Below are 17,241 nucleotides of genomic sequence, written 5' to 3' on the forward strand. Positions count from 1 at the left end.
ATTTGTATCCAGAACGCCCGAAGGCGCAGATACCGTCTTACTCCGCTGCCCCGTGCCGGGGCAGCGGACAGGGGTTAACCCCTGTTGTCCGCACCGGGTATACAGTTGTATTCCCTATGGGGTGCATTATAGCACACATTCTCACTGTTGTAAAGTTTCAAACTAGCGCAGCAGAGTGCGTGCCGCAAACACTGCCCTCCCCCTCTGCATCAGGGGAAGGGCGTGTCGTTATTCCGCGGAACCTGCGGCATGATACCCCCTCCGCTCTCCGAGGGGGACATCATCCAGCCGCTCTGTGGGGCGCGACGACTCGGCGCGCCGACTTAACCCAGCAGGTGGCACGCGGCCCAGTAAAGGCGCGGGCATGTTCTGCGGAACATGCGTCCCTTCGCTCCAAAGCCGCGCCTTCCAGTGGGAACCAGTTCCCCCTGGATACGCGCCTCCGGCGCGATACCCCCTCCGCTCTCCGAGGGGGACATCATCCAGCCGCTCTGTGGGGCGCGACGACTCGGCGCGCCGTCTTAACCCAGCAGGTGGCACGCGGCCCAGTAAAGGCGCGGGCATGTTCTGCGGAACATGCGTCGCTTCGCTCCAAAGCCGCGCCTTCCAGGGGGAACCAGTTCCCCCTAGATACGCGCCTCCGGCGCGATACCCCCTCCGCTCTCCGAGGGGAACATAATCCAGCCGCTCTGTGGGGCGCGACGACTCGGCGCGCCGTCTTAACCCAGCAGGTGGCACGCGGCCCAGTGACCCGGCGCGTGCGCCCCACGCGGCAGGCCGCGCGGGGGCCCCGGTTTGATTTCACATCCTCGGGCGGAGTGAATCCGCCCTGCGGCAAGGTTTTGCTGCGCAAAACGCTTGGGCGCCGCTGTCGCGGCGGCTCGCTCTCGCTCGCAAGAGCACGCGCCGACTTAGCCCAGCAGATGACACGCAGCCCAGTGACCCGGCGCGTGCTCTTTGAACTCGGGGGCGGCCTCCTTGCACTTGTCGGTGGCGTAGGGGCAGCGGGTGTGGAACCGGCAGCCTCTGGGCGGGTTCATGGGGGAGGGGATGTCGCCCTCCAGCACGATGCGCTGCCGCTGACGGCTGACCTCCGGGTCGGGCACCGGCACTGCGGACAGCAGGGTCTTGGTGTAGGGGTGCAGGGGGTTCTTGTTGAGCTCATAGCTCTCGGCCAGCTCCACCAGAGAGCCCAGGTACATGACGCCGATGCGGGTGGAGATGTGGCGCACCACGGACAGGTCGTGGGCGATGAACAGGTACGTCAGGCCCAGATCCTGCTGCATGTCCTCCAGCATGTTGACCACCTGGGACTGGATGGACACGTCCAGGGCGGAGATGGGCTCGTCGCAGACGATGAACTCGGGCTTCACGGCCAGGGCGCGGGCGATGCCCACGCGCTGCTGCTGGCCGCCGGAGAACTCGTGGGGGTAGCGGTTGGCGTGCTCGGTGTTGAGGCCCACCATGCCCAGCAGCTCCTTGATGCGGTCGGTGCGCTCCTGCTTGGAGGCGCAGAGCTTATGGATATCCAGGGCCTCGCCGATGATCTCGCCCACCGTCATGCGGGGATCCAGGGAGGCGGAGGGATCCTGGAAGATGATCTGCATCTTGCGGCGGTAGGGCAGCATGTTGACCTGCTTGCCCTTGGCCACCTTGGCGTGGTGCTTCTCCCCGTCCTCGCCCACGGGCCAGGGGTCATCCCCCTGGAAGATGGTCTCGCCGCCGTAGACGATGCGGCCGGAGGTGGGGTTGTACAGCTGCAGGATCGTGCGGCCCAGGGTGGTCTTGCCGCAGCCGGACTCGCCCACCAGGCCCAGGGTCTCGCCCCGGCGGATGAAGAGGGACACGTCCTCCACCGCCTGGACGCCGGGGCCCTTGACGCCCTTGACCGGGAAGTATTTTTTCAGGTGATCGACCTGAACCAGGATTTCATTCTTCTCACTCACGGCCGGTCACCTCCTCCTGCTCGTTCTCCGCGGCCGGGGCGGCCCCGGCCTCCGGCGCGGTGCCGGCGGCCTTCTCCCGCTCCAGCTGCTCCTGCACCCGCAGCCAGCAGGCGGAGCGGTGGTTGCCGCCCAGCTCCACGTAGGGGGGCATCTTCTGCAGGCAGATCTTCATGGCGTGCTCGCACCGGGGGGCGAAGGGGCAGCCCTCGGGGGGATTGAGCATGTCCACGGGGGTGCCCTCGATGGGGATCAGCCGCTCATAGCTCTCGGCGTCCACCCGGGGCATGGAGCGCAGCAGGCCCACGGTGTAGGGGTGGCCGGGCTTGTAGAAGATGTCGTCCACCGGGCCCTGCTCCACGATCTTGCCGGCGTACATGACGGAGACCTTGTCGCAGATCTCGGCCACCACGCCCAGGTTGTGGGTGATGAAGATGATGCCCATGTGGGTCTTCTTCTGGAGGGACTTCATCAGCTCCAGAATCTGGGCCTGGATGGTCACGTCCAGGGCGGTGGTGGGCTCATCGGCGATGAGCAGCTTGGGGTGGCAGATGAGGCCCATGGCGATCATGACGCGCTGGCGCATGCCGCCGGAGAACTCGTGGGGGTACTGCTTCATCCGCTTCTGCACGTTGTTGATGCCCACCAGCTCCAGCATCTCCATGGCCCGCTTGGCGGCGGCGGCCTTGGAGATCTTCTTGTCGTGGGCCCGCAGGGCCTCGATAAGCTGGTTGCCCACGGTGTAAACCGGGTTGAGGCAGGTCATGGGGTTCTGGAAGATCATGGCCACCTCGCTGCCCCGGAAGGCGGCCATCTCGTTCTTGCCGAAGGAGAGCACGTCTCTGCCCTCGAAGGTGATGGAGCCGCCGATGACCTTGCCGGGGGACTGGAGCAGGCCCATGATGGAGTAGGCCTCCTGGCTCTTGCCGGAGCCGGACTCGCCCACGATGCCCATCACCTCGTCGTAGTCCAGGTCATAGCTGATGCCGCTGACCGCCTTGACCTCGCCGGCGGGGGTGAAGAAGGAGACGCGCAGATCCTTGACTTCCAGCAGCTTTCCGGTTTTCTCATTCTGTACCGTCTGTTCCATGGTTATGGTGTCTCCTCCTCTCTTATTTCTTCAGCCGGGGATCCAGGGCATCCCGCAGGCCGTCGCCGAACAGGTTGAACGCCAGGATCATCACGCTGATGATGATGGCGGGGATAATCAGCCGGTAGGGGTAGGTATTGATGCCGCCCAGGGCGTCGGAGCACATGGAGCCCAGGCTGGTCATGGGGGCCAGCACGCCCACGCCCAGGAAGGACATGAAGGACTCGGTGAAGATGGCCGACGGGATCTGCAGGCAGGTGGTGGCCACGATCTGGCCGATGCAGTTGGGCAGCAGGTGCCGCTTGATGATCCGGCCGCTGGAGGCGCCCAGGGCGCGGGCGGCGGTGACGTACTCCTGCTTCTTCAGGGTGAGGATCTGGCCGCGGATGATGCGGCTCAGGCCCACCCAGTACAGGCAGGCAAAGGCGATGAACATGCCGATCAGGTTGGGGCCCACCGTCTTGAAGAACTCCGCCAGGGGGTTGCCCTGGTGGTCTGTGATGAACTGGGTGACATGGGGGCTCATGGCCGTGGAAATGAGCAGGATGATGAGCACGTCGGGCAGGGAGTAGATCACGTCCACGATGCGCTGCATGACCACGTCCACGGTGCCGCCGAAGAAGCCGGAGATGGAGCCGTAGATGGAGCCGATGATGAGCACGATCAGGGCGGCGGCCAGGCCGATGATCATGGACACCCGGGTGGCGATCATGGTGCGCACAAGGATGTCGCGGCCGTACCGGTCAGTGCCGAAGATGTGGGGGAACACCTTCTCGCCGGCCTCGATGCGCTCCAGCTCGTCCAGGGAGTAGCCGAAGGGCTGGAGGGAATAGCCCAGCTCCTTGTAGATCTGGGCCTCGGTCATGCCCTCGTACTTCTCGGAGCCGCCGGCGCGGATCTGGGCCCGGATCAGGGCCGCGTCCTTGCTGGTGAACTCCTCGCCGTTGGCCTCGGCCTCGGCCCGGGCGGCCTCAACGGCCTCGTCGGGATCCTGGGCGGCGGTGGCCTCCGCGTAGGCCCGCTGGGCCTCCAGGGAGTAGTGCCAGGGGTAGAGGTTCTCCGCCCCCTGATTGAAGCCGGTGTTGGTGTAGGGCACAAGGAGGGGCCCCACAAAGGCGAAGAGCACCAGGAGTACAATGACCCCCAGGGCCACCATGGCCACCACATTCTTGCGCAGCCGCCGCCAGGCGTCGGCCCAGTAGGACACGCTCTTGCGCTGCTGGATGAAGTCCTCCTTCTCGTCGCTGCTGGCCGGGGCGAAGTCCGCCGCCGTCAGGCTGTTGAGTTCCAGCAGGGGATCCACATTGGGCTGGAGGGAGCCAAGGACGGCCTTTTTCTTTTTCTCTGCCATTCTTTACTCTCCTTTCGTCAGATCAATGCGGGGATCCACTACGCGGTAGAGGATGTCCACCACCAGGTTCATGATGACCACCAGGGTGGCCAGGAAGATGGTGGTGCCCATGATGATGAAGTAGTCGCGGTTCTGCACCGACTGCACCAGATAGCGGCCCAGGCCGGGGATGGTGTACACGGTCTCCACCACGAAGCCGCCCACCAGGGTGAAGGCGGTCAGGGGGCCCAGGTAGGTGATGACGGGGATGACCGCGTTGCGCAGGGCGTGCTTGAAGATGATCTTGGGGGTCATCAGGCCCTTGGCCCGGGCGGTCTTGATATAGTCCTGCCCCAGGGCGTCCAGCATGGAGGAGCGGGTCAGCCGGGCGATATAGCACATGGGGTAGAGGCCCAGAGCCAGGCACGGCATCAGGTAGGCCAGCCACCCGTCCTCGGTCGGGTTGAAGATCACGTTGATGCCCAGGAACTTGAAGGGCCCTCCGTCGTTACAGAACAGCATCAGCAGGAAGGTGGCCACCACGAAGCCCGGCATGGATACGCCCAGGGTACAGATCACCCGCAGCAGGCTGTCTATCCACTTGCCCCGGTTATAGGCCGCCAGACAGCCCAGCGGTATGCCCAGGCAGATGGCCCAGCACAGGGCCACCACGCCGATGCTGGCGGAGAGGGGGAACTTCTCCGTGATGATGTCCAGCACGGGGCGGTCTTTCTGCATCTTCAGGGAGACGCCGAAGTCCCCGCGGGTGATAATCCCGCCCAGATAGCGCATCATCTGCGCGGGCAGCGGATCGTCCAGGCCGTACTTCTCCTCCATCATCGCCCTCTGTTCCGGCGTGATCTTTTCGTCGTTGAAGGGGCTGCCCGGCACGCTCATCATCAGGACAAACGTGACGCAGGCCACCACCAAGATGGTGATGATGGCCATGACAACCCGCTTCACAATGTATTTTGCCATTCTCTCACTTCCTATAGTATTCTCTGTTCACACATCAAACTTTCCCAATATATGCGTCCGTTTATTTTAGCGCAAAATCCCCCATCCGTCAAGAGAAACTGCCCCGTTTTTGATGGAAGCCCTGCCTATTCTTGCAAGTGTCTTTGTGTGAGAGACATTTTTCCTTTTCACCGTTCGTCACAGAAGGATTCTTCTGCGGCACCTCATCCGTGGAAACCCGTCCAGTATTTCATAATATGCATAAATTTACTAATAATTATTCATTTTTGTCCTTTGAAGTACCGGCCGCCCCGTGCATCCCGGCACAATCCGCATTGCAAAAATTACGAAGCGCGGAGCAAATGCCCCGCGCTCCGCGCAGAATGTCAGTCAAAGCCCAGGCCCATATAGCCGTGGGTGCCCGCGCCCCAGCGGGCCTCCTTCCCGGGATCATACCACTTGAGCATGGCGAAGGGCTGGAGGTAGCTCCCCTTCATGCCCTCCCAGCCGGCCGGGGTGCGCACGTGGCAGCGCCGCCCGGGCAGGCGCTTCTCCAGGGCCGCCAGGCCCCGGCCCATCTGCTCCGAGGGCAGCAGCAGCTCCTTGAACAGCACGCTCTCCCCGTCCTCCAGGTACTCGGCGGCGGCGCAGCCCTCCGTGCCGCCGGCCACCACCCGGTAGAGCCCGCCGCCGGACATGGTGCTCATGCCCTGCTGCAGGCGGATGAGCTGCTCCGGATAGTGTACCGCGGGGACGCCCTCCAGCAGCCGGTTCCGGATGGCGTTGTAGTCCGCCGGCTCCACCGGCTCGGCATAGTCCCCCTCCGCCAGGGGCTCCAGCATATCCTTGAGCAGCTCCAGCTTCCGGGTGGAGAAGCTGGCTGTGAAGTCCACGGTGGCAAAGAATTTGAACAGGCTGGGCTCCGCCGGCACGATGGTGAGGCAGTCCACCCCCTGCTCCTTCAGGAAGGTGTCCGTCCAGCGGAGCAGCTGCCGGCCGTAGCCCTTGCTGCGGGCCGCCGGATCGGTGGCCAGGGCGTAGACGTACCGGGCCGAGGCGGCGCCCCCGTCGGGCAGGCTCAGGGTGTGGGGGAGCAGCGTCAGCATGGACACCACCGCCCCGTCCTCCAGCACCACCGGCACCTGGGCCTCGGGCCCCCGGCAGTCGTAGAACCAGTCGATAAAGGCGTCGTCGTCCCCGAAGGCCGTCTTCCACAGCCGCTTCTGCGCCGGGATCTCCTCGGGGCGGGACAGTCGGATGTCGGTCATTGCGCGCTCCTTTCTCACACAGGCCCGGACGGTTCGCCGGGGCCCTCTGATGTCACGGTCTCTGCAAAATCGCAGTGTGCTTTTCCGCCCACGGCGGCAGGGCCGCCGTGGGTTCCCCTTCTTTGCTTCCTCGGGCGGAATGAATGGCCCAGGCCACCTTCTCTTGCCGCTGCGCGGCAATTCACCTTGTCCGCCCTGCGGCAAGCTGCCTTGCAGCTTGTACGCGCCACAGGCGCGCCCCACCGTGTGGGGCCCCGGTGGAAAAGCCCCCTACGCTTTTTGCAAAATCGCAGTGTGCCTTTCCGCCCACGGCGGCAGAGCCGCCGCGGGTTCCCCTTCCTTACTTCCTCGGGCGGAATGAATGGCCCAGGCCACCTTCTCTTGCCGCTGCGCGGCAATTCACCTTGTCCGCCCTGCGGCAAGCTGCCTTGCAGCTTGTACGCGCCACAGGCGCGCCCCACCGTGTGGGGCCCCGGTGGAAAAGCCCCCTACGCTTTTTGCAAAATCGCAGTGTGCTTTTCCACCAGGAGGTCGGGATAGTAGCTCTCCTTGGCCTTGCGCAGGCCGGGGACGCCCATGTCGTCCTCCCGGTTCAGGTATTTGATCTCGGGGTGGTGCTCCCGCACCCAGCGGGCAAATTCCCGGTTGATCATGGCGTAGGCCCCCTGGAGCTCGCCGTAGGCCTTTTCGAAGTGGACGTCGTAGGTATCGGCGGACAGCCGGTCGCCGATGGTGAAGGCCACCACCTCGCCGTACACCCGGATAAGCCCGCCCTCCAGGCCCAGCTCCTCATAGTGCTCCATGGCGGCGCGCAGGGCGATGCCCTCATCGCCCAGATCCCGCTCCTCCACCTCCCCCTCCCGCTGGAGGGAGCGGCGGTACCACTCCTGATCCATCTCCAGGCACTCGGGCAGGCTGGCGGGGGTGATCTCCTCGTAGGCCCAGGTGGGGTTGTTCTCCACAAAGCGGTGGATGTGGTTGCGCTTGGCGTGGAGCTTCTTGCCCCCCAGGTCGGCCAGGCGGTCGATGTCGTACAGATAGTCGTACCCGTCCCGGTCGGCGGTGCAGGTGAACCGGCCGGGGAAGAACTCCTCCAGCTCGGCCATCTGGGGCGGGGTGAGGCACACCAGGCGCAGGGGCTCTCCCCGCTCCGCCGCGTCGGCCTCCAAAGCGCGGACGGCGGCGGCGATGTCACCGGAGCCGGCGGGGTACATATAGCTGTTCCCCGTCCGCCCCCGCAGGCGGATGAGCAGGAAGTTCCCCATCCGCGCCAGCTCGAAGCGGTAGGCCTTCTGCCAGACAAAGAGGTTGGTAAAGTTATAGTCGCAGCCCCGGAGGTTGCCCAGGGCCAGCAGTTCATCCACCCAGGCCTTATCCGCCGGGGTGGGGGCTTGAAACTCGATCATGCAGGGGATGTCTCCTTCGTTTTTGATGCGTCATCCGCCGAAATCATATCACGACCGTGGGGAAATGGCAAGCAAAACCCGTCATATTTCCCCCGCCGGGGCGGCCGCAGGGGCCCGCGGCGGGATTCGTGCCCGGGTCAGGTTCCGTCCCAGCGGCACAGCTCCAGCGCCGCCCGGCCGTCGGCGGTAAAGGGCACCCCCTCCGCCTCCAGCAGGGCGCGCTGGACACCGGGGCCGAAGGCCTCCGCAGTGGAGCCGTCCCCCCGCAGCACCCGGTGGCAGGGCACCGCCGGATCTTTGCAGGCCCGCATGGCATAGCCCACCGCCCGGGAGGCCCGGGGATTGCCCAGCATCAGGGCCAGCTGCCCGTAGGAGGCGCACTTCCCCGCCGGAATGCGCCGGGCCAGCTCATAGACCCGCTGGTAAAAATTCATCCAAACCCCTCCATAAAAAGCGGGGGCCGCCCTTTCGGACGGCCCCCATTCCTTTTCCCGGCCTCAGTAGCCCGGATACACCTGGCTCTTCTTGGGCAGCAGCAGGGCCGCCGCCACATAGAGCCAGAACCCGGCAGTCCCCGCAAAGCACAGGGCCACCCAGATCAGGCGCACCACGTTGGCGTCCACGTTGAAATACTCGGCCACGCCGCCGCACACGCCGGCCAGCACGCCGTTGTCCAGCCGGTACAGTTTTTTTGTCTCGTTCATACAAAACCCTCCCAGGTCGTTTGATCTGCTTTCTGGGATCAGGATACCACGGGAGGGGTTAAAAAGTCCTTCCGGCTTTCTTAAAAATAGATAAAAATCACTTGCCGTCCTCCACCAGCATGAGGCAGCCGTCCTTGTCGTATTTCAGCCGCTGCACCTCGGCCTTGGTGTTGCGCACGATGTCGTCCATGCGGATACCCTCGGTGACGGTGGCGATGAAGGTGTAGGCCACGCCGTGCTTCTTGGCCCGGCCGGTGCGGCCGATGCGGTGGGTGTAGTTCTCCAGCTCGTCGGGCACGTCATAGTTGAACACCGCGTCCACGTCGTCGATGTCCAGGCCCCGGGCGGCCACGTCGGTGGCCACCAGCACGGCGATCTCCCCCTTCTTGAACTTTTCCAGGGTTTTTTCCCGGATGCGCTGCTGGATGTCGCCGTGGATGGCCTCGCAGGAGATGCCCCGCATCTTCAGCAGGCCGGCCAGGCGGTCGGTCATGTTCTTGGTGTTGCAGAAGGCGATGGCCCGCTCGTACTCCCCGTGGGTGATGAGGGCCGCCAGGGTGTCCAGCTTCTGCTCCCGCCCGTCCAGATCGATGCGGTACTGGGTGATGTCCGGCTTGGACTCCTCCACCGGCCGGACGGTAATCTCCACGGGGTCCCGCTGGTACACCCAGGAGATGTCCATCACCTCCCGGCTGATGGTGGCGGAGAACATGCCCAGGTTGCGCCGGTGCTTGAGCTGATCCAGAATCCGGGTCACGTCCCGCACAAAGCCCATGTCCAGCATCCGGTCGGCCTCATCCAGCACCACGGTCTGCACCTTGTCCAGGCGCACGGTGCGCCGCTTCATGTGATCCATGAGGCGGCCGGGGGTGGCCACCACGATCTGGGGTCTCTTTTTTAAGGTATTGATCTGCTTGTCGATGGGGGCCCCGCCGTAGAGGCAGACGGTGCGCACCCCCTCCTTGAACTCGCACAGATCCCGCAGCTCCTCCTGGATCTGCACCGCCAGCTCCCGGGTGGGGGCCAGCACCAGGCCCTGCACGTCCTCACACGCCGGGTCGATGTGCTCCACCATGGGGATGCCGAAGGCAAAGGTCTTGCCGGTGCCGGTGGGCGCCTTGGCGATCACGTCCTTCCACTCCATAAAATAGGGAATGGCCCCGGCCTGCACCGGGGTGGCCTGGACGTAGCCCTTCTTGCCGATGGCCTTCATGATGGCCTCGGACAGGCCCAGCTCCGCATAGGTTTTGGTCTCGTTGACCTGCTCGCCGTTGATTTCCACGGGTACAAAACTTCCTTTCGTCTCGATCTGCCTGATTCAAGGCCCCCACAGGCAACCGAAACCCCGTTCCGTACCCAAACGCCTCCCCGTCCGGGGGCGCGGCCTCAAATCCAAGGGCCGGGCTTCCCCGGCCGCTGTCGCCCACTACTATATCATAGCGGCACCGATTGCGCAAGCCCATGGCCTGCCGGAGGCAGAAAAACGCCGGACTGGATTCGAACCAGGATTATTATAGAAGAATGCGTGGTGCATCAGCAGTACATTCATGATATAATTAGAAGGCAATTATCCCGCCAGAAGGAGCGGTGTTATGGACAGAGCAGGCGGAAGTTTTATCGGCACCATAGGAGCGCTCTACTCTATGAGCGGGGAAAAAATTGCCAGCCATCTGCGGAAATTGCAGGGGGATCCTTCCGAATCAGAATATAGATCCTGGGAGAACTCTATTCCCGTTTTGGTCAAGGTGCTGCACCAGGCAGGGCTGGACGCATTGACATTGGTTTTGGAATATCAGACACCCATTGGCAGTCGAATTGACGCTGTGCTGCTGGGCGAACGGCGAGAGACTGGAAAACCCCTTGTGTTGATCTTTGAGTTGAAGCAGTGGAGCTCCATAGGAGAAAACCCACAGAATACAAGCAGCAATGTCCCTGTTCTTCTTTCCAAACTCGATGGCCGTTATGAGGACCGCCCCCATCCAGTGCTGCAGACCCAGACATATGCCAAGCATCTGCAGATGAACCACAGCGGCGTATGCGATGGGCAGATGGAAGTGGAGCGCTGCCAGTTTCTGCACAATTTTGAGGAGAAAGAGCAGCTTTTTACGGGAGCATATGGCGTATTTGCCCCGTACCGGCATGAGACGTACGTCAAGGGCGAAGAGGCCCGGTTGGCGGCGGATCTGCGCAGGCTTTTTTCTCCCACCCCCAGGCCGGACGTGGTGAGCAGCTTCCTCACCGGCGTCTATACGCTGGGACAGGCCAGCTTCCGGGATCTGAAGAAAGCGCTGGGGGCCGAAGAAAATGCGGTCATGCTGGACGACCAGCGCGAGGTCAACATTCAGGTCTGCCGCAGAATCAACGCGCTTTTTCGGCCCGAAGCCGGCAAGCATCTGTTTATTATCTCCGGTCCCCCGGGTACCGGAAAAACGGTGGTAGGGCTGCACGCCATTTATGCCTATTGCTTAAAAGATAAGCGTTCCGGTCAAAACCGGCACAAATGTATTTTTGCACTGCCGAGAAGCCGTACATTGTCCCAGGTGATTGCAGGAGCGTCCGGCGTTGCGCCCGCCTATCTGGACGCGGTTCCGCCAGGGCGAGATCTGGTCGTTGTAGATGAAGCCCACCGTATTGAACATCTGGATGACACCCTAAGCAAACTGTTCCACAAGGCTGGTCTGATCGTTGTGCTGCAGGATGACCGGCAGCGTATTCGTCCCACAGAAGAAGGAACTGTGGACCGCTTCCGCCGGTTTGCCGAGGATCACGGGATTCCCTATACATTCTGTTCCTTGCACTCACAAAAGCGGGCAGGATATCTGGGCAGTTATGTTTCTGATCTGGATATGCAGGTGTTATCATCGCAAAGGATCTGACCTACGAAAACGGAATGGTAACGGCAAAAAAGGAACACTACTTTGATACCAACGGGACGCCGCCGAAAGCAAGTTTTTCCCCGGCTGAACTAAGCACCTACGTCAGGCAGATTTATTATGTGCTCCTCACAAGAGGAATCAGCGGGATTCGGGTTTACTTTGAGGATCCAGCCCTGAAGCAGCACTTTATGGAGGTCGTTGGACTGTTATGAGACGAGAAACGATCCAGGCAATCAACCGTTTCCGGGATGAGCGGCACTGGCGGCAATTCCACAACCCAAAGGATCTAGCCATCTCAATCTCTCTGGAGGCCTCGGAACTGCTGGAATTGTTCCAATGGAAGCACAGCGAGGACGTGGTAGGCGTTAAGACCGGCCAACTGCAGGATGAACTGGCGGATGTACTGATTTATGCCGCCATGCTGGCAGATGACCTCGGATTTGATCTGGACGAAATTGTGATGAAGAAGCTGGAAAAGAATGTTCGAAAATACCCGGTAGAAAAGTGCATGGGACGCAGCACAAAATATACTGACCTCTGAGGTCCTGCACGCCCTGCCATGCACTACAGCTTGCATACAGGCCCTGCCCTCGGCCTTTTGATAATGCAGTGTCAAGGGTTGGACCTGTTGACAAAGTCCCACCAAACTCCAACTCTATGGTATAACTGAAATAGGGAGGGATGGAGGGTGATGGGACGGCAGAGCGGCCAGATAAGTATGGATAAAATGTGGGCTGAGAATATGATTTCTCAGCCCACATTTTCAGCGTGTCGAAAAAGCGGCTTTGCCGCTTTTTCGACACGCTGCACGCCGGAGCAAAGCTTGCTTTGCTCCGGCGCTTTTTGATTCCGGACGGCGAAAGAGAGGATTGACACCGTGTCAGAACTGTGCTATATTGTATGTGCTGACACAGAGTCAGAATGTGCGCAGGACGGTTCCCGAAACCGCCATTTCTGGACTTCGAACAAGGAGAGCTGTTATGAAGGCAAACGTGTATTTTACCAGAGAGATCACCCCGGAAAAGGTCGTTGAGCTGTACCGCGCCCTGGGGGTGGAGCTGCCCGGAAAGGTGGCTGTAAAGGTTCACTCCGGGGAGAAGGGGAACCAGAACTTCCTCCGCCCGGAGTTCTGGCGGCCCATGGTGGAGGCGGTTCACGGCACCGTCGTGGAGTGCAACACCGCTTACGGGGATGCCGCCGGCGGCGTCCGGGATCACACGGAGAGCCACCGCAGGCTCCTGGAGGAGCACGGCTGGACGAAGTATTTCGGCGTGGATCTGATGGACGCCGAGGGGCCGGACGTGGTGTGGCCCATCCCCGGCGGGAAAATCCTGAAGGAGGATCACCTGGGCAGGAACATCGAAAACTACGACTCCATGCTGGTGCTGGCCCACTTCAAGGGCCACCCCGCCGGCGGCTACGGCGGGGCCCTGAAACAGCTGTCCATCGGCTGTGCCAGCGCCGGGGGCAAGGCCCTGATCCACTCCGCCGGCAAGACGGACGACCGGTTCAAGACCTGGGAGGAGCACGCCGACAGCGCGGCGTTCCCCGAGGCCATGGCCGACGCCGCCATGTGCGTGGCCGAGCACTTCAAAGGGCGCATCGCCTGCATCAACGTGATGAAGAACCTGTCGGTGGACTGCGACTGCTGTGAGGTGGCGGAGGATCCCTGCATGAAGGACATCGGCATCCTGGCCTCTCTGGATCCGGTGGCCATCGACCAGGCCTGCATCGACCTGGTGGTGAACTCCGACGCCCCCGGCAGGGAGCACTTTATGGAGCGGGTAAACAGCCGCAACGGCATACACACCATTGAGGCGGCCGCCGAGCTGGGCTTCGGCACCCGGGAATATGAGCTGATTGAGCTGTAAAATCGGATTGGAATGGAGGAAAACGTGATGAGCAAAACATTGGTGGCCTATTTTTCCGCCAGCGGCGTGACCGCCCGGGCGGCCAAGGAGATCGCGGACGCCGTGGGGGCGGATTTGTATGAGATCCGCCCGGCGGAGCCCTATTCCCAGGCCGATCTGAACTGGATGGACAAGAAGAGCCGCAGCACCGTCGAGATGAACGACCCCGCCTGCCGCCCCGCCATTGCCGGCGCGGTGGAGCACATGGAGCAGTATGACACGGTGTTCGTGGGCTTCCCCGTCTGGTGGTATGTGGAGCCCCGGATCGTGGACACCTTCCTGGAGAGCTATGACTTTTCCGGCAAGACCCTCATCCCCTTTGCCACCTCCGGCGGCAGCGGCATCAGCAAGGCGGAGAAGAGCCTGGAGGCCCACTGCCCCAAGGCCGACTGGAAGCGGGGCGGGCTGGTGAACCGCGGCGCGGCGGCCTGGGCCAAGTCCGCTCTGGGAATGTGAGGCGGCCATGCCCAAGGGATCGGAAGAGCTGACCCACGCCAGGAAGGAGGAAATCATCGACGCCTGCGCGGCGTTGTATGAGACCATGGGCTTCCGGGACATCACCATCCGGGACATCGGGGCCAAGACCTCCTTCACCCGCACCTCCATCTACAACTACTTCCAGACCAAGGAGGAGATCTTCCTGGCCCTGCTCCAGCGGGAGCACGAGGCCTGGATCGCCGATCTGGAGGAGCTGGCCCGGCAGGGCGGGGCCCTGTCCGTGGAGGAATTTGCAGACCGGATGGCCCGCATGCTGGAAAAGCGGAAGTGTATGCTGAAGCTGATGTGCATGAACCTCTATGACATGGAGGGAAACAGCCGGCTGGAGAACCTGGTGGCCTTCAAGCTGGCATACGCCGGCGCGCTGCGGGCGGTCACCCGCTGCCTGGAGAAGGCCTTTCCCAGCCTGACCGCGGATGAAATCCAGACCTTCCTCTACGCCTTTTTCCCCTTCCTGTTCGGCGTCTACCCCTACACCTCCCACACGGAGAAACAGCTGGCGGCCATGGAGGCGGCCCACGTGGAGTACATCCAAACCTCCATCTACGAGCTGACAAAGTCCTTTGTGGGCAATCTTTTGCGGGCCTTTGTGTAAGGGGCCCCCGGCGAGTGCAAGGAGGCAGTTCAAATGAAGATTCTTGTTTTGGAGGGCAGCCCCAACCGGCACGGCTCCTCCAATTTCCTGGCGGAGGAATTCATCCGCGGCGCCAAGGAGGCCGGCCATGCGGTGGAGGTCATCGACGCGGCCCACGCCGACCTGCACCCCTGTACCGGATGCGTCCGCTGCGGGTATGAGGGCCCCTGCGTCCAGAAGGACGACATGGAGCAGTTCCGCAGACAGATCCTGGACGCGGACATGCTGGTATTTGTGACCCCCCTGTACTACTACGGGATGTCCGCCCAGCTGAAAATCCTGGTGGACCGGTTCTGCGCCATCAACAGCAGCATCACCCGGAAGCACATGAAGTCCGCCCTGCTCTCCGCCGCCTGGAACGCGGACGGCTGGACTTTCGAGGCCCTGGAGGCCCACTACCGCACCCTGGTGCGCTACCTGGATCTGGACGACCAGGGCATGGTGCTGGGCAAGGGCTGCGGAACCCTGCCCATGACAAAGCACACCCGCTACCCCGGAGAGGCCTATGAGCTGGGCCGGAGTCTAGAGCCTGTTTGAAACATGTCAACATGCCCAATCGGCGGATCTTTCGTCCCCTGGACGGCACAATTTTTTCTTGAAATCCGCCAGGATTCCTGCGAAAAAATTGCTTGCCAGCGGCCCCAAATCCCTCGCCGCTGGGCACATCGCCAATTTTCAAACAAGTCCTAAAATAATCTGCAGAATAAGGAGAATCGTAATCGGATGGAACGGAGAAGGATGAAGGCCGCTGTCCTGACCGGCCCACAGGCCATCGAGGTCAAGGAGGTGCCGGTGCCCGTCCTGAAGCCCGGTGAGATCGAGATCAAGGTGTCCGCCTGCGGCGTGTGCGGCAGCGACGTGCACATGTGGAAAGCCGGCAGTGGCAGGGTGCTCCAGGAGGCCTCCCACGGCGGCTTTGACATCGCCTTCGAGGCGGTGGGTGCGTCCTCTGCTCTGGCCGCCTGCGTGGACGGGGTGCGCCCCGGCGGAAAGATTGTGATGATCGGCAACTCCATCGACCCGGAGATTCCCTTTGCCATGAACCGGGCGGTGCTCCAGGAGATGACCCTCATCGGCAGCGTCTCCTGCACCCGCAAGGAGTTTGAGGAGACCATCGACCTCATCGCCGGCGGCATGATCGACCCGGAGAAGTATGTGACCGAGGTGCTCCCCCTGGAGGGGCTTCAGCACGCCCTGGAGCGGCAGATTGACCCCAACGACCCCATGGTCAAGTTTGTGGTCAAGCCCTGATGAATCGAACCTGATCAGGAGGAACGCAGATGGAATACAGAATTCACCCCAAGACCGGGGACAAAATCGGCGTCATCGGCATCGGCACCGGCCCCATCTTTGACACCACGGAGCGGGAGGCGGCCGCCGCCCTGAACTATGCCTATGAGCACGGGGTCAACTACCTGGACTTCGCCACCGCCGGGGCCAAGACCTTCCCCTATGTGGGTGCGGCCCTGGGCTCCGTGCGCAGGGAGCTGTTCTATCAGATCCACTTTGGCGCCAACTATGAGAGCGGCGAGTACGGCTGGACTACGGATTTGGACACCGTCAAGCGCCAGGTGGACTGGCAGCTGAAGGAGCTGAAAACCGACTACATCGACTTCGGCATGATCCACTGCCTGGACGAGGAGCGGGACTGGAAGGCATACCAGAAAAACGGCGTACTGGACTGCCTGCTGGAGATGAAGCAGTCCGGCGTGGTGCGGCACATCGGCCTGAGCTCCCACACGCCGGAGCTGATCCAGAAAATTCTGGACACCGGCCTGGTGGAGCAGCTGATGTTCTCCATCAACCCCGCCTACGACTACCAGCACGGGGAGTTTGCCATCGGCAGCGCGTCGGAGCGGATGAAGCTCTACCAGCGCTGCGAGGCGGAGGGGATCGGGATTTCTGTGATGAAGCCCTACTCCGCCGGACAGCTGCTCAACGACAAGACCTCCCCCTTCGGCAGGGCCCTCACCAAGGTACAGTGTCTCCAGTACGCTCTGGATAAGCCGGGGGTGCTGACAGTGCTGCCCGGCATCCGGAACCTGGAGGACATGAAGGAGGCGCTCTCCTGGCTGGACGCCTCCCCGGAGGAGCGGGACTACTCCGTCCTAGGGACGTTCACCCCCAAGGACGTCACGGGCACCTGCGTGTACTGCAACCACTGCGCCCCCTGTCCCGCCGGGCTGAACATCGGCCTTATCAACAAGTATTACGACCTGGCCAAGATCGGCGACGCCATGGCGGCGGATCACTATGCCAAGCTGGAAAAGCACGCCTCCGACTGCGTCTCCTGCGGCCACTGCGACCGCCGCTGCCCCTTCCACGTGGCCCAGTCGAACCGGATGAAGACCATCGCGGAATACTTTGGGCGGTAAGCGGGTACAGGGGCCGCCGCGCGGCATCCCCGGCCGCGGCGAGGGATAGCCTCCGCCTGACCCGGCCACCGGGGGAAGAAAAGATCGGAAAATCCCGGGTTGACAAGGGGCGGAGCCTCTGCTATACTGAACACCACTGAACCGCAGAAGCGGTCTTGGAGAGGCCGAAGCCTTTTTTCACGCAATCCCCCGGCGCAGCAGAACCGGTGAATGGAAGTTCACCATGTGCACAAGAGGTGCACATGGTGAA

At 62.4% G+C, this 17,241-nt stretch carries 17 protein-coding genes; 8 read left to right on the forward strand and 9 right to left on the reverse strand.

Features of this window, described 5'->3' with window-relative positions:
• Positions 1-911 precede the first annotated feature (911 nt).
• The 9 genes from B5E42_RS16700 to B5E42_RS16740 all read right to left on the reverse strand — a co-directional run bounded on the left by B5E42_RS16700 (position 912) and on the right by B5E42_RS16740 (position 9,980).
• Positions 912-1,946, reverse strand: coding sequence for an ABC transporter ATP-binding protein (locus tag B5E42_RS16700; protein WP_087241732.1), 1,035 nt, complete (start codon positions 1,944-1,946; stop codon positions 912-914).
• Positions 1,939-3,033 (reverse strand): ABC transporter ATP-binding protein, encoded by a 1,095-nt coding sequence (locus B5E42_RS16705; protein ID WP_242967202.1) that lies wholly within the window; start codon positions 3,031-3,033, stop codon positions 1,939-1,941. Before B5E42_RS16705 ends, B5E42_RS16700 begins: the two co-directional genes overlap by 8 nt.
• A 22-nt stretch (positions 3,034-3,055) precedes the next feature.
• Entirely contained in the window at positions 3,056-4,384 is a 1,329-nt protein-coding gene (locus tag B5E42_RS16710; RefSeq protein ID WP_087241734.1) for an ABC transporter permease, read from the reverse strand.
• Between the two features lie 3 nt (positions 4,385-4,387).
• Positions 4,388-5,341, reverse strand: a complete 954-nt coding sequence (locus B5E42_RS16715; RefSeq protein ID WP_087241736.1) for an ABC transporter permease — start codon at positions 5,339-5,341, stop codon at positions 4,388-4,390.
• Between the two features lie 365 nt (positions 5,342-5,706).
• Entirely contained in the window at positions 5,707-6,588 is an 882-nt protein-coding gene (locus B5E42_RS16720) for a GNAT family N-acetyltransferase (protein WP_087241738.1), read from the reverse strand.
• 488 nt (positions 6,589-7,076) lie between these two features.
• Positions 7,077-7,994: a phosphatidylglycerol lysyltransferase domain-containing protein gene (locus B5E42_RS16725; protein WP_087241739.1), complete on the reverse strand. Its 918-nt coding sequence runs from the start codon at positions 7,992-7,994 to the stop codon at positions 7,077-7,079.
• A gap of 137 nt (positions 7,995-8,131) precedes the next feature.
• Positions 8,132-8,428 carry an MGMT family protein gene (locus tag B5E42_RS16730; RefSeq protein ID WP_087241741.1) on the reverse strand — a complete coding sequence of 99 codons (297 nt, stop codon included), beginning with the start codon at positions 8,426-8,428 and terminating at the stop codon, positions 8,132-8,134.
• A gap of 63 nt (positions 8,429-8,491) precedes the next feature.
• Positions 8,492-8,698 (reverse strand): PspC domain-containing protein, encoded by a 207-nt coding sequence (locus B5E42_RS16735; RefSeq protein WP_087241743.1) that lies wholly within the window; start codon positions 8,696-8,698, stop codon positions 8,492-8,494.
• A gap of 97 nt (positions 8,699-8,795) precedes the next feature.
• Complete coding sequence (locus B5E42_RS16740; RefSeq protein WP_087241745.1) at positions 8,796-9,980, reverse strand: DEAD/DEAH box helicase; 1,185 nt, start codon at positions 9,978-9,980, stop codon at positions 8,796-8,798.
• 310 nt (positions 9,981-10,290) lie between these two features.
• On the opposite strand from B5E42_RS16740, the gene B5E42_RS16745 reads away from it, so the two are divergent.
• From B5E42_RS16745 to B5E42_RS16785, 8 genes are all read left to right on the forward strand, one after another.
• Positions 10,291-11,574: a DNA/RNA helicase domain-containing protein gene (locus B5E42_RS16745; protein WP_087241747.1), complete on the forward strand. Its 1,284-nt coding sequence runs from the start codon at positions 10,291-10,293 to the stop codon at positions 11,572-11,574.
• 208 nt (positions 11,575-11,782) lie between these two features.
• The gene (locus B5E42_RS16755; protein WP_087241752.1) at positions 11,783-12,115 is read left to right on the forward strand and encodes a nucleotide pyrophosphohydrolase; all 333 of its coding nucleotides are present in this window, start codon (positions 11,783-11,785) and stop codon (positions 12,113-12,115) included.
• Between the two features lie 439 nt (positions 12,116-12,554).
• Positions 12,555-13,445: a DUF362 domain-containing protein gene (locus tag B5E42_RS16760; RefSeq protein ID WP_087241754.1), complete on the forward strand. Its 891-nt coding sequence runs from the start codon at positions 12,555-12,557 to the stop codon at positions 13,443-13,445.
• A 27-nt stretch (positions 13,446-13,472) separates the two neighbouring features.
• Positions 13,473-13,940, forward strand: a complete 468-nt coding sequence (locus B5E42_RS16765; RefSeq protein WP_087241756.1) for a flavodoxin — start codon at positions 13,473-13,475, stop codon at positions 13,938-13,940.
• Positions 13,941-13,947: 7 nt separating this feature from the next.
• Complete coding sequence (locus tag B5E42_RS16770; RefSeq protein WP_087241758.1) at positions 13,948-14,577, forward strand: TetR family transcriptional regulator; 630 nt, start codon at positions 13,948-13,950, stop codon at positions 14,575-14,577.
• Between the two features lie 33 nt (positions 14,578-14,610).
• Positions 14,611-15,153: a flavodoxin family protein gene (locus tag B5E42_RS16775; protein ID WP_087241760.1), complete on the forward strand. Its 543-nt coding sequence runs from the start codon at positions 14,611-14,613 to the stop codon at positions 15,151-15,153.
• A 186-nt stretch (positions 15,154-15,339) separates the two neighbouring features.
• A complete protein-coding gene (locus B5E42_RS16780) occupies positions 15,340-15,867 on the forward strand; it encodes a zinc-binding dehydrogenase (RefSeq protein WP_204244426.1) in 528 nt (175 codons plus the stop codon).
• A gap of 29 nt (positions 15,868-15,896) precedes the next feature.
• Entirely contained in the window at positions 15,897-16,991 is a 1,095-nt protein-coding gene (locus B5E42_RS16785) for an aldo/keto reductase (RefSeq protein ID WP_087241764.1), read from the forward strand.
• Positions 16,992-17,241 lie beyond the last annotated feature (250 nt).

It is taken from the genome of Flavonifractor sp. An10 (genome assembly GCF_002161215.1).
Taxonomy (GTDB): Bacteria; Bacillota; Clostridia; order Oscillospirales; family Oscillospiraceae; genus Flavonifractor; species Flavonifractor avistercoris.

Coding starts and splice junctions, on each gene's coding strand:
- B5E42_RS16705 (WP_242967202.1), bottom strand. CDS start 3,033: ATGGAACAGACGGTACAGAATGAGAAAACCGGAAAGCTGCTGGAAGTC.
- B5E42_RS16710 (WP_087241734.1), bottom strand. CDS start 4,384: ATGGCAGAGAAAAAGAAAAAGGCCGTCCTTGGCTCCCTCCAGCCCAAT.
- B5E42_RS16715 (WP_087241736.1), bottom strand. CDS start 5,341: ATGGCAAAATACATTGTGAAGCGGGTTGTCATGGCCATCATCACCATC.
- B5E42_RS16720 (WP_087241738.1), bottom strand. CDS start 6,588: ATGACCGACATCCGACTGTCCCGCCCCGAGGAGATCCCGGCGCAGAAG.
- B5E42_RS16725 (WP_087241739.1), bottom strand. CDS start 7,994: ATGATCGAGTTTCAAGCCCCCACCCCGGCGGATAAGGCCTGGGTGGAT.
- B5E42_RS16730 (WP_087241741.1), bottom strand. CDS start 8,428: ATGAATTTTTACCAGCGGGTCTATGAGCTGGCCCGGCGCATTCCGGCG.
- B5E42_RS16735 (WP_087241743.1), bottom strand. CDS start 8,698: ATGAACGAGACAAAAAAACTGTACCGGCTGGACAACGGCGTGCTGGCC.
- B5E42_RS16745 (WP_087241747.1), top strand. CDS start 10,291: ATGGACAGAGCAGGCGGAAGTTTTATCGGCACCATAGGAGCGCTCTAC.
- B5E42_RS16755 (WP_087241752.1), top strand. CDS start 11,783: ATGAGACGAGAAACGATCCAGGCAATCAACCGTTTCCGGGATGAGCGG.
- B5E42_RS16760 (WP_087241754.1), top strand. CDS start 12,555: ATGAAGGCAAACGTGTATTTTACCAGAGAGATCACCCCGGAAAAGGTC.
- B5E42_RS16765 (WP_087241756.1), top strand. CDS start 13,473: ATGAGCAAAACATTGGTGGCCTATTTTTCCGCCAGCGGCGTGACCGCC.
- B5E42_RS16770 (WP_087241758.1), top strand. CDS start 13,948: ATGCCCAAGGGATCGGAAGAGCTGACCCACGCCAGGAAGGAGGAAATC.
- B5E42_RS16775 (WP_087241760.1), top strand. CDS start 14,611: ATGAAGATTCTTGTTTTGGAGGGCAGCCCCAACCGGCACGGCTCCTCC.
- B5E42_RS16780 (WP_204244426.1), top strand. CDS start 15,340: ATGGAACGGAGAAGGATGAAGGCCGCTGTCCTGACCGGCCCACAGGCC.
- B5E42_RS16785 (WP_087241764.1), top strand. CDS start 15,897: ATGGAATACAGAATTCACCCCAAGACCGGGGACAAAATCGGCGTCATC.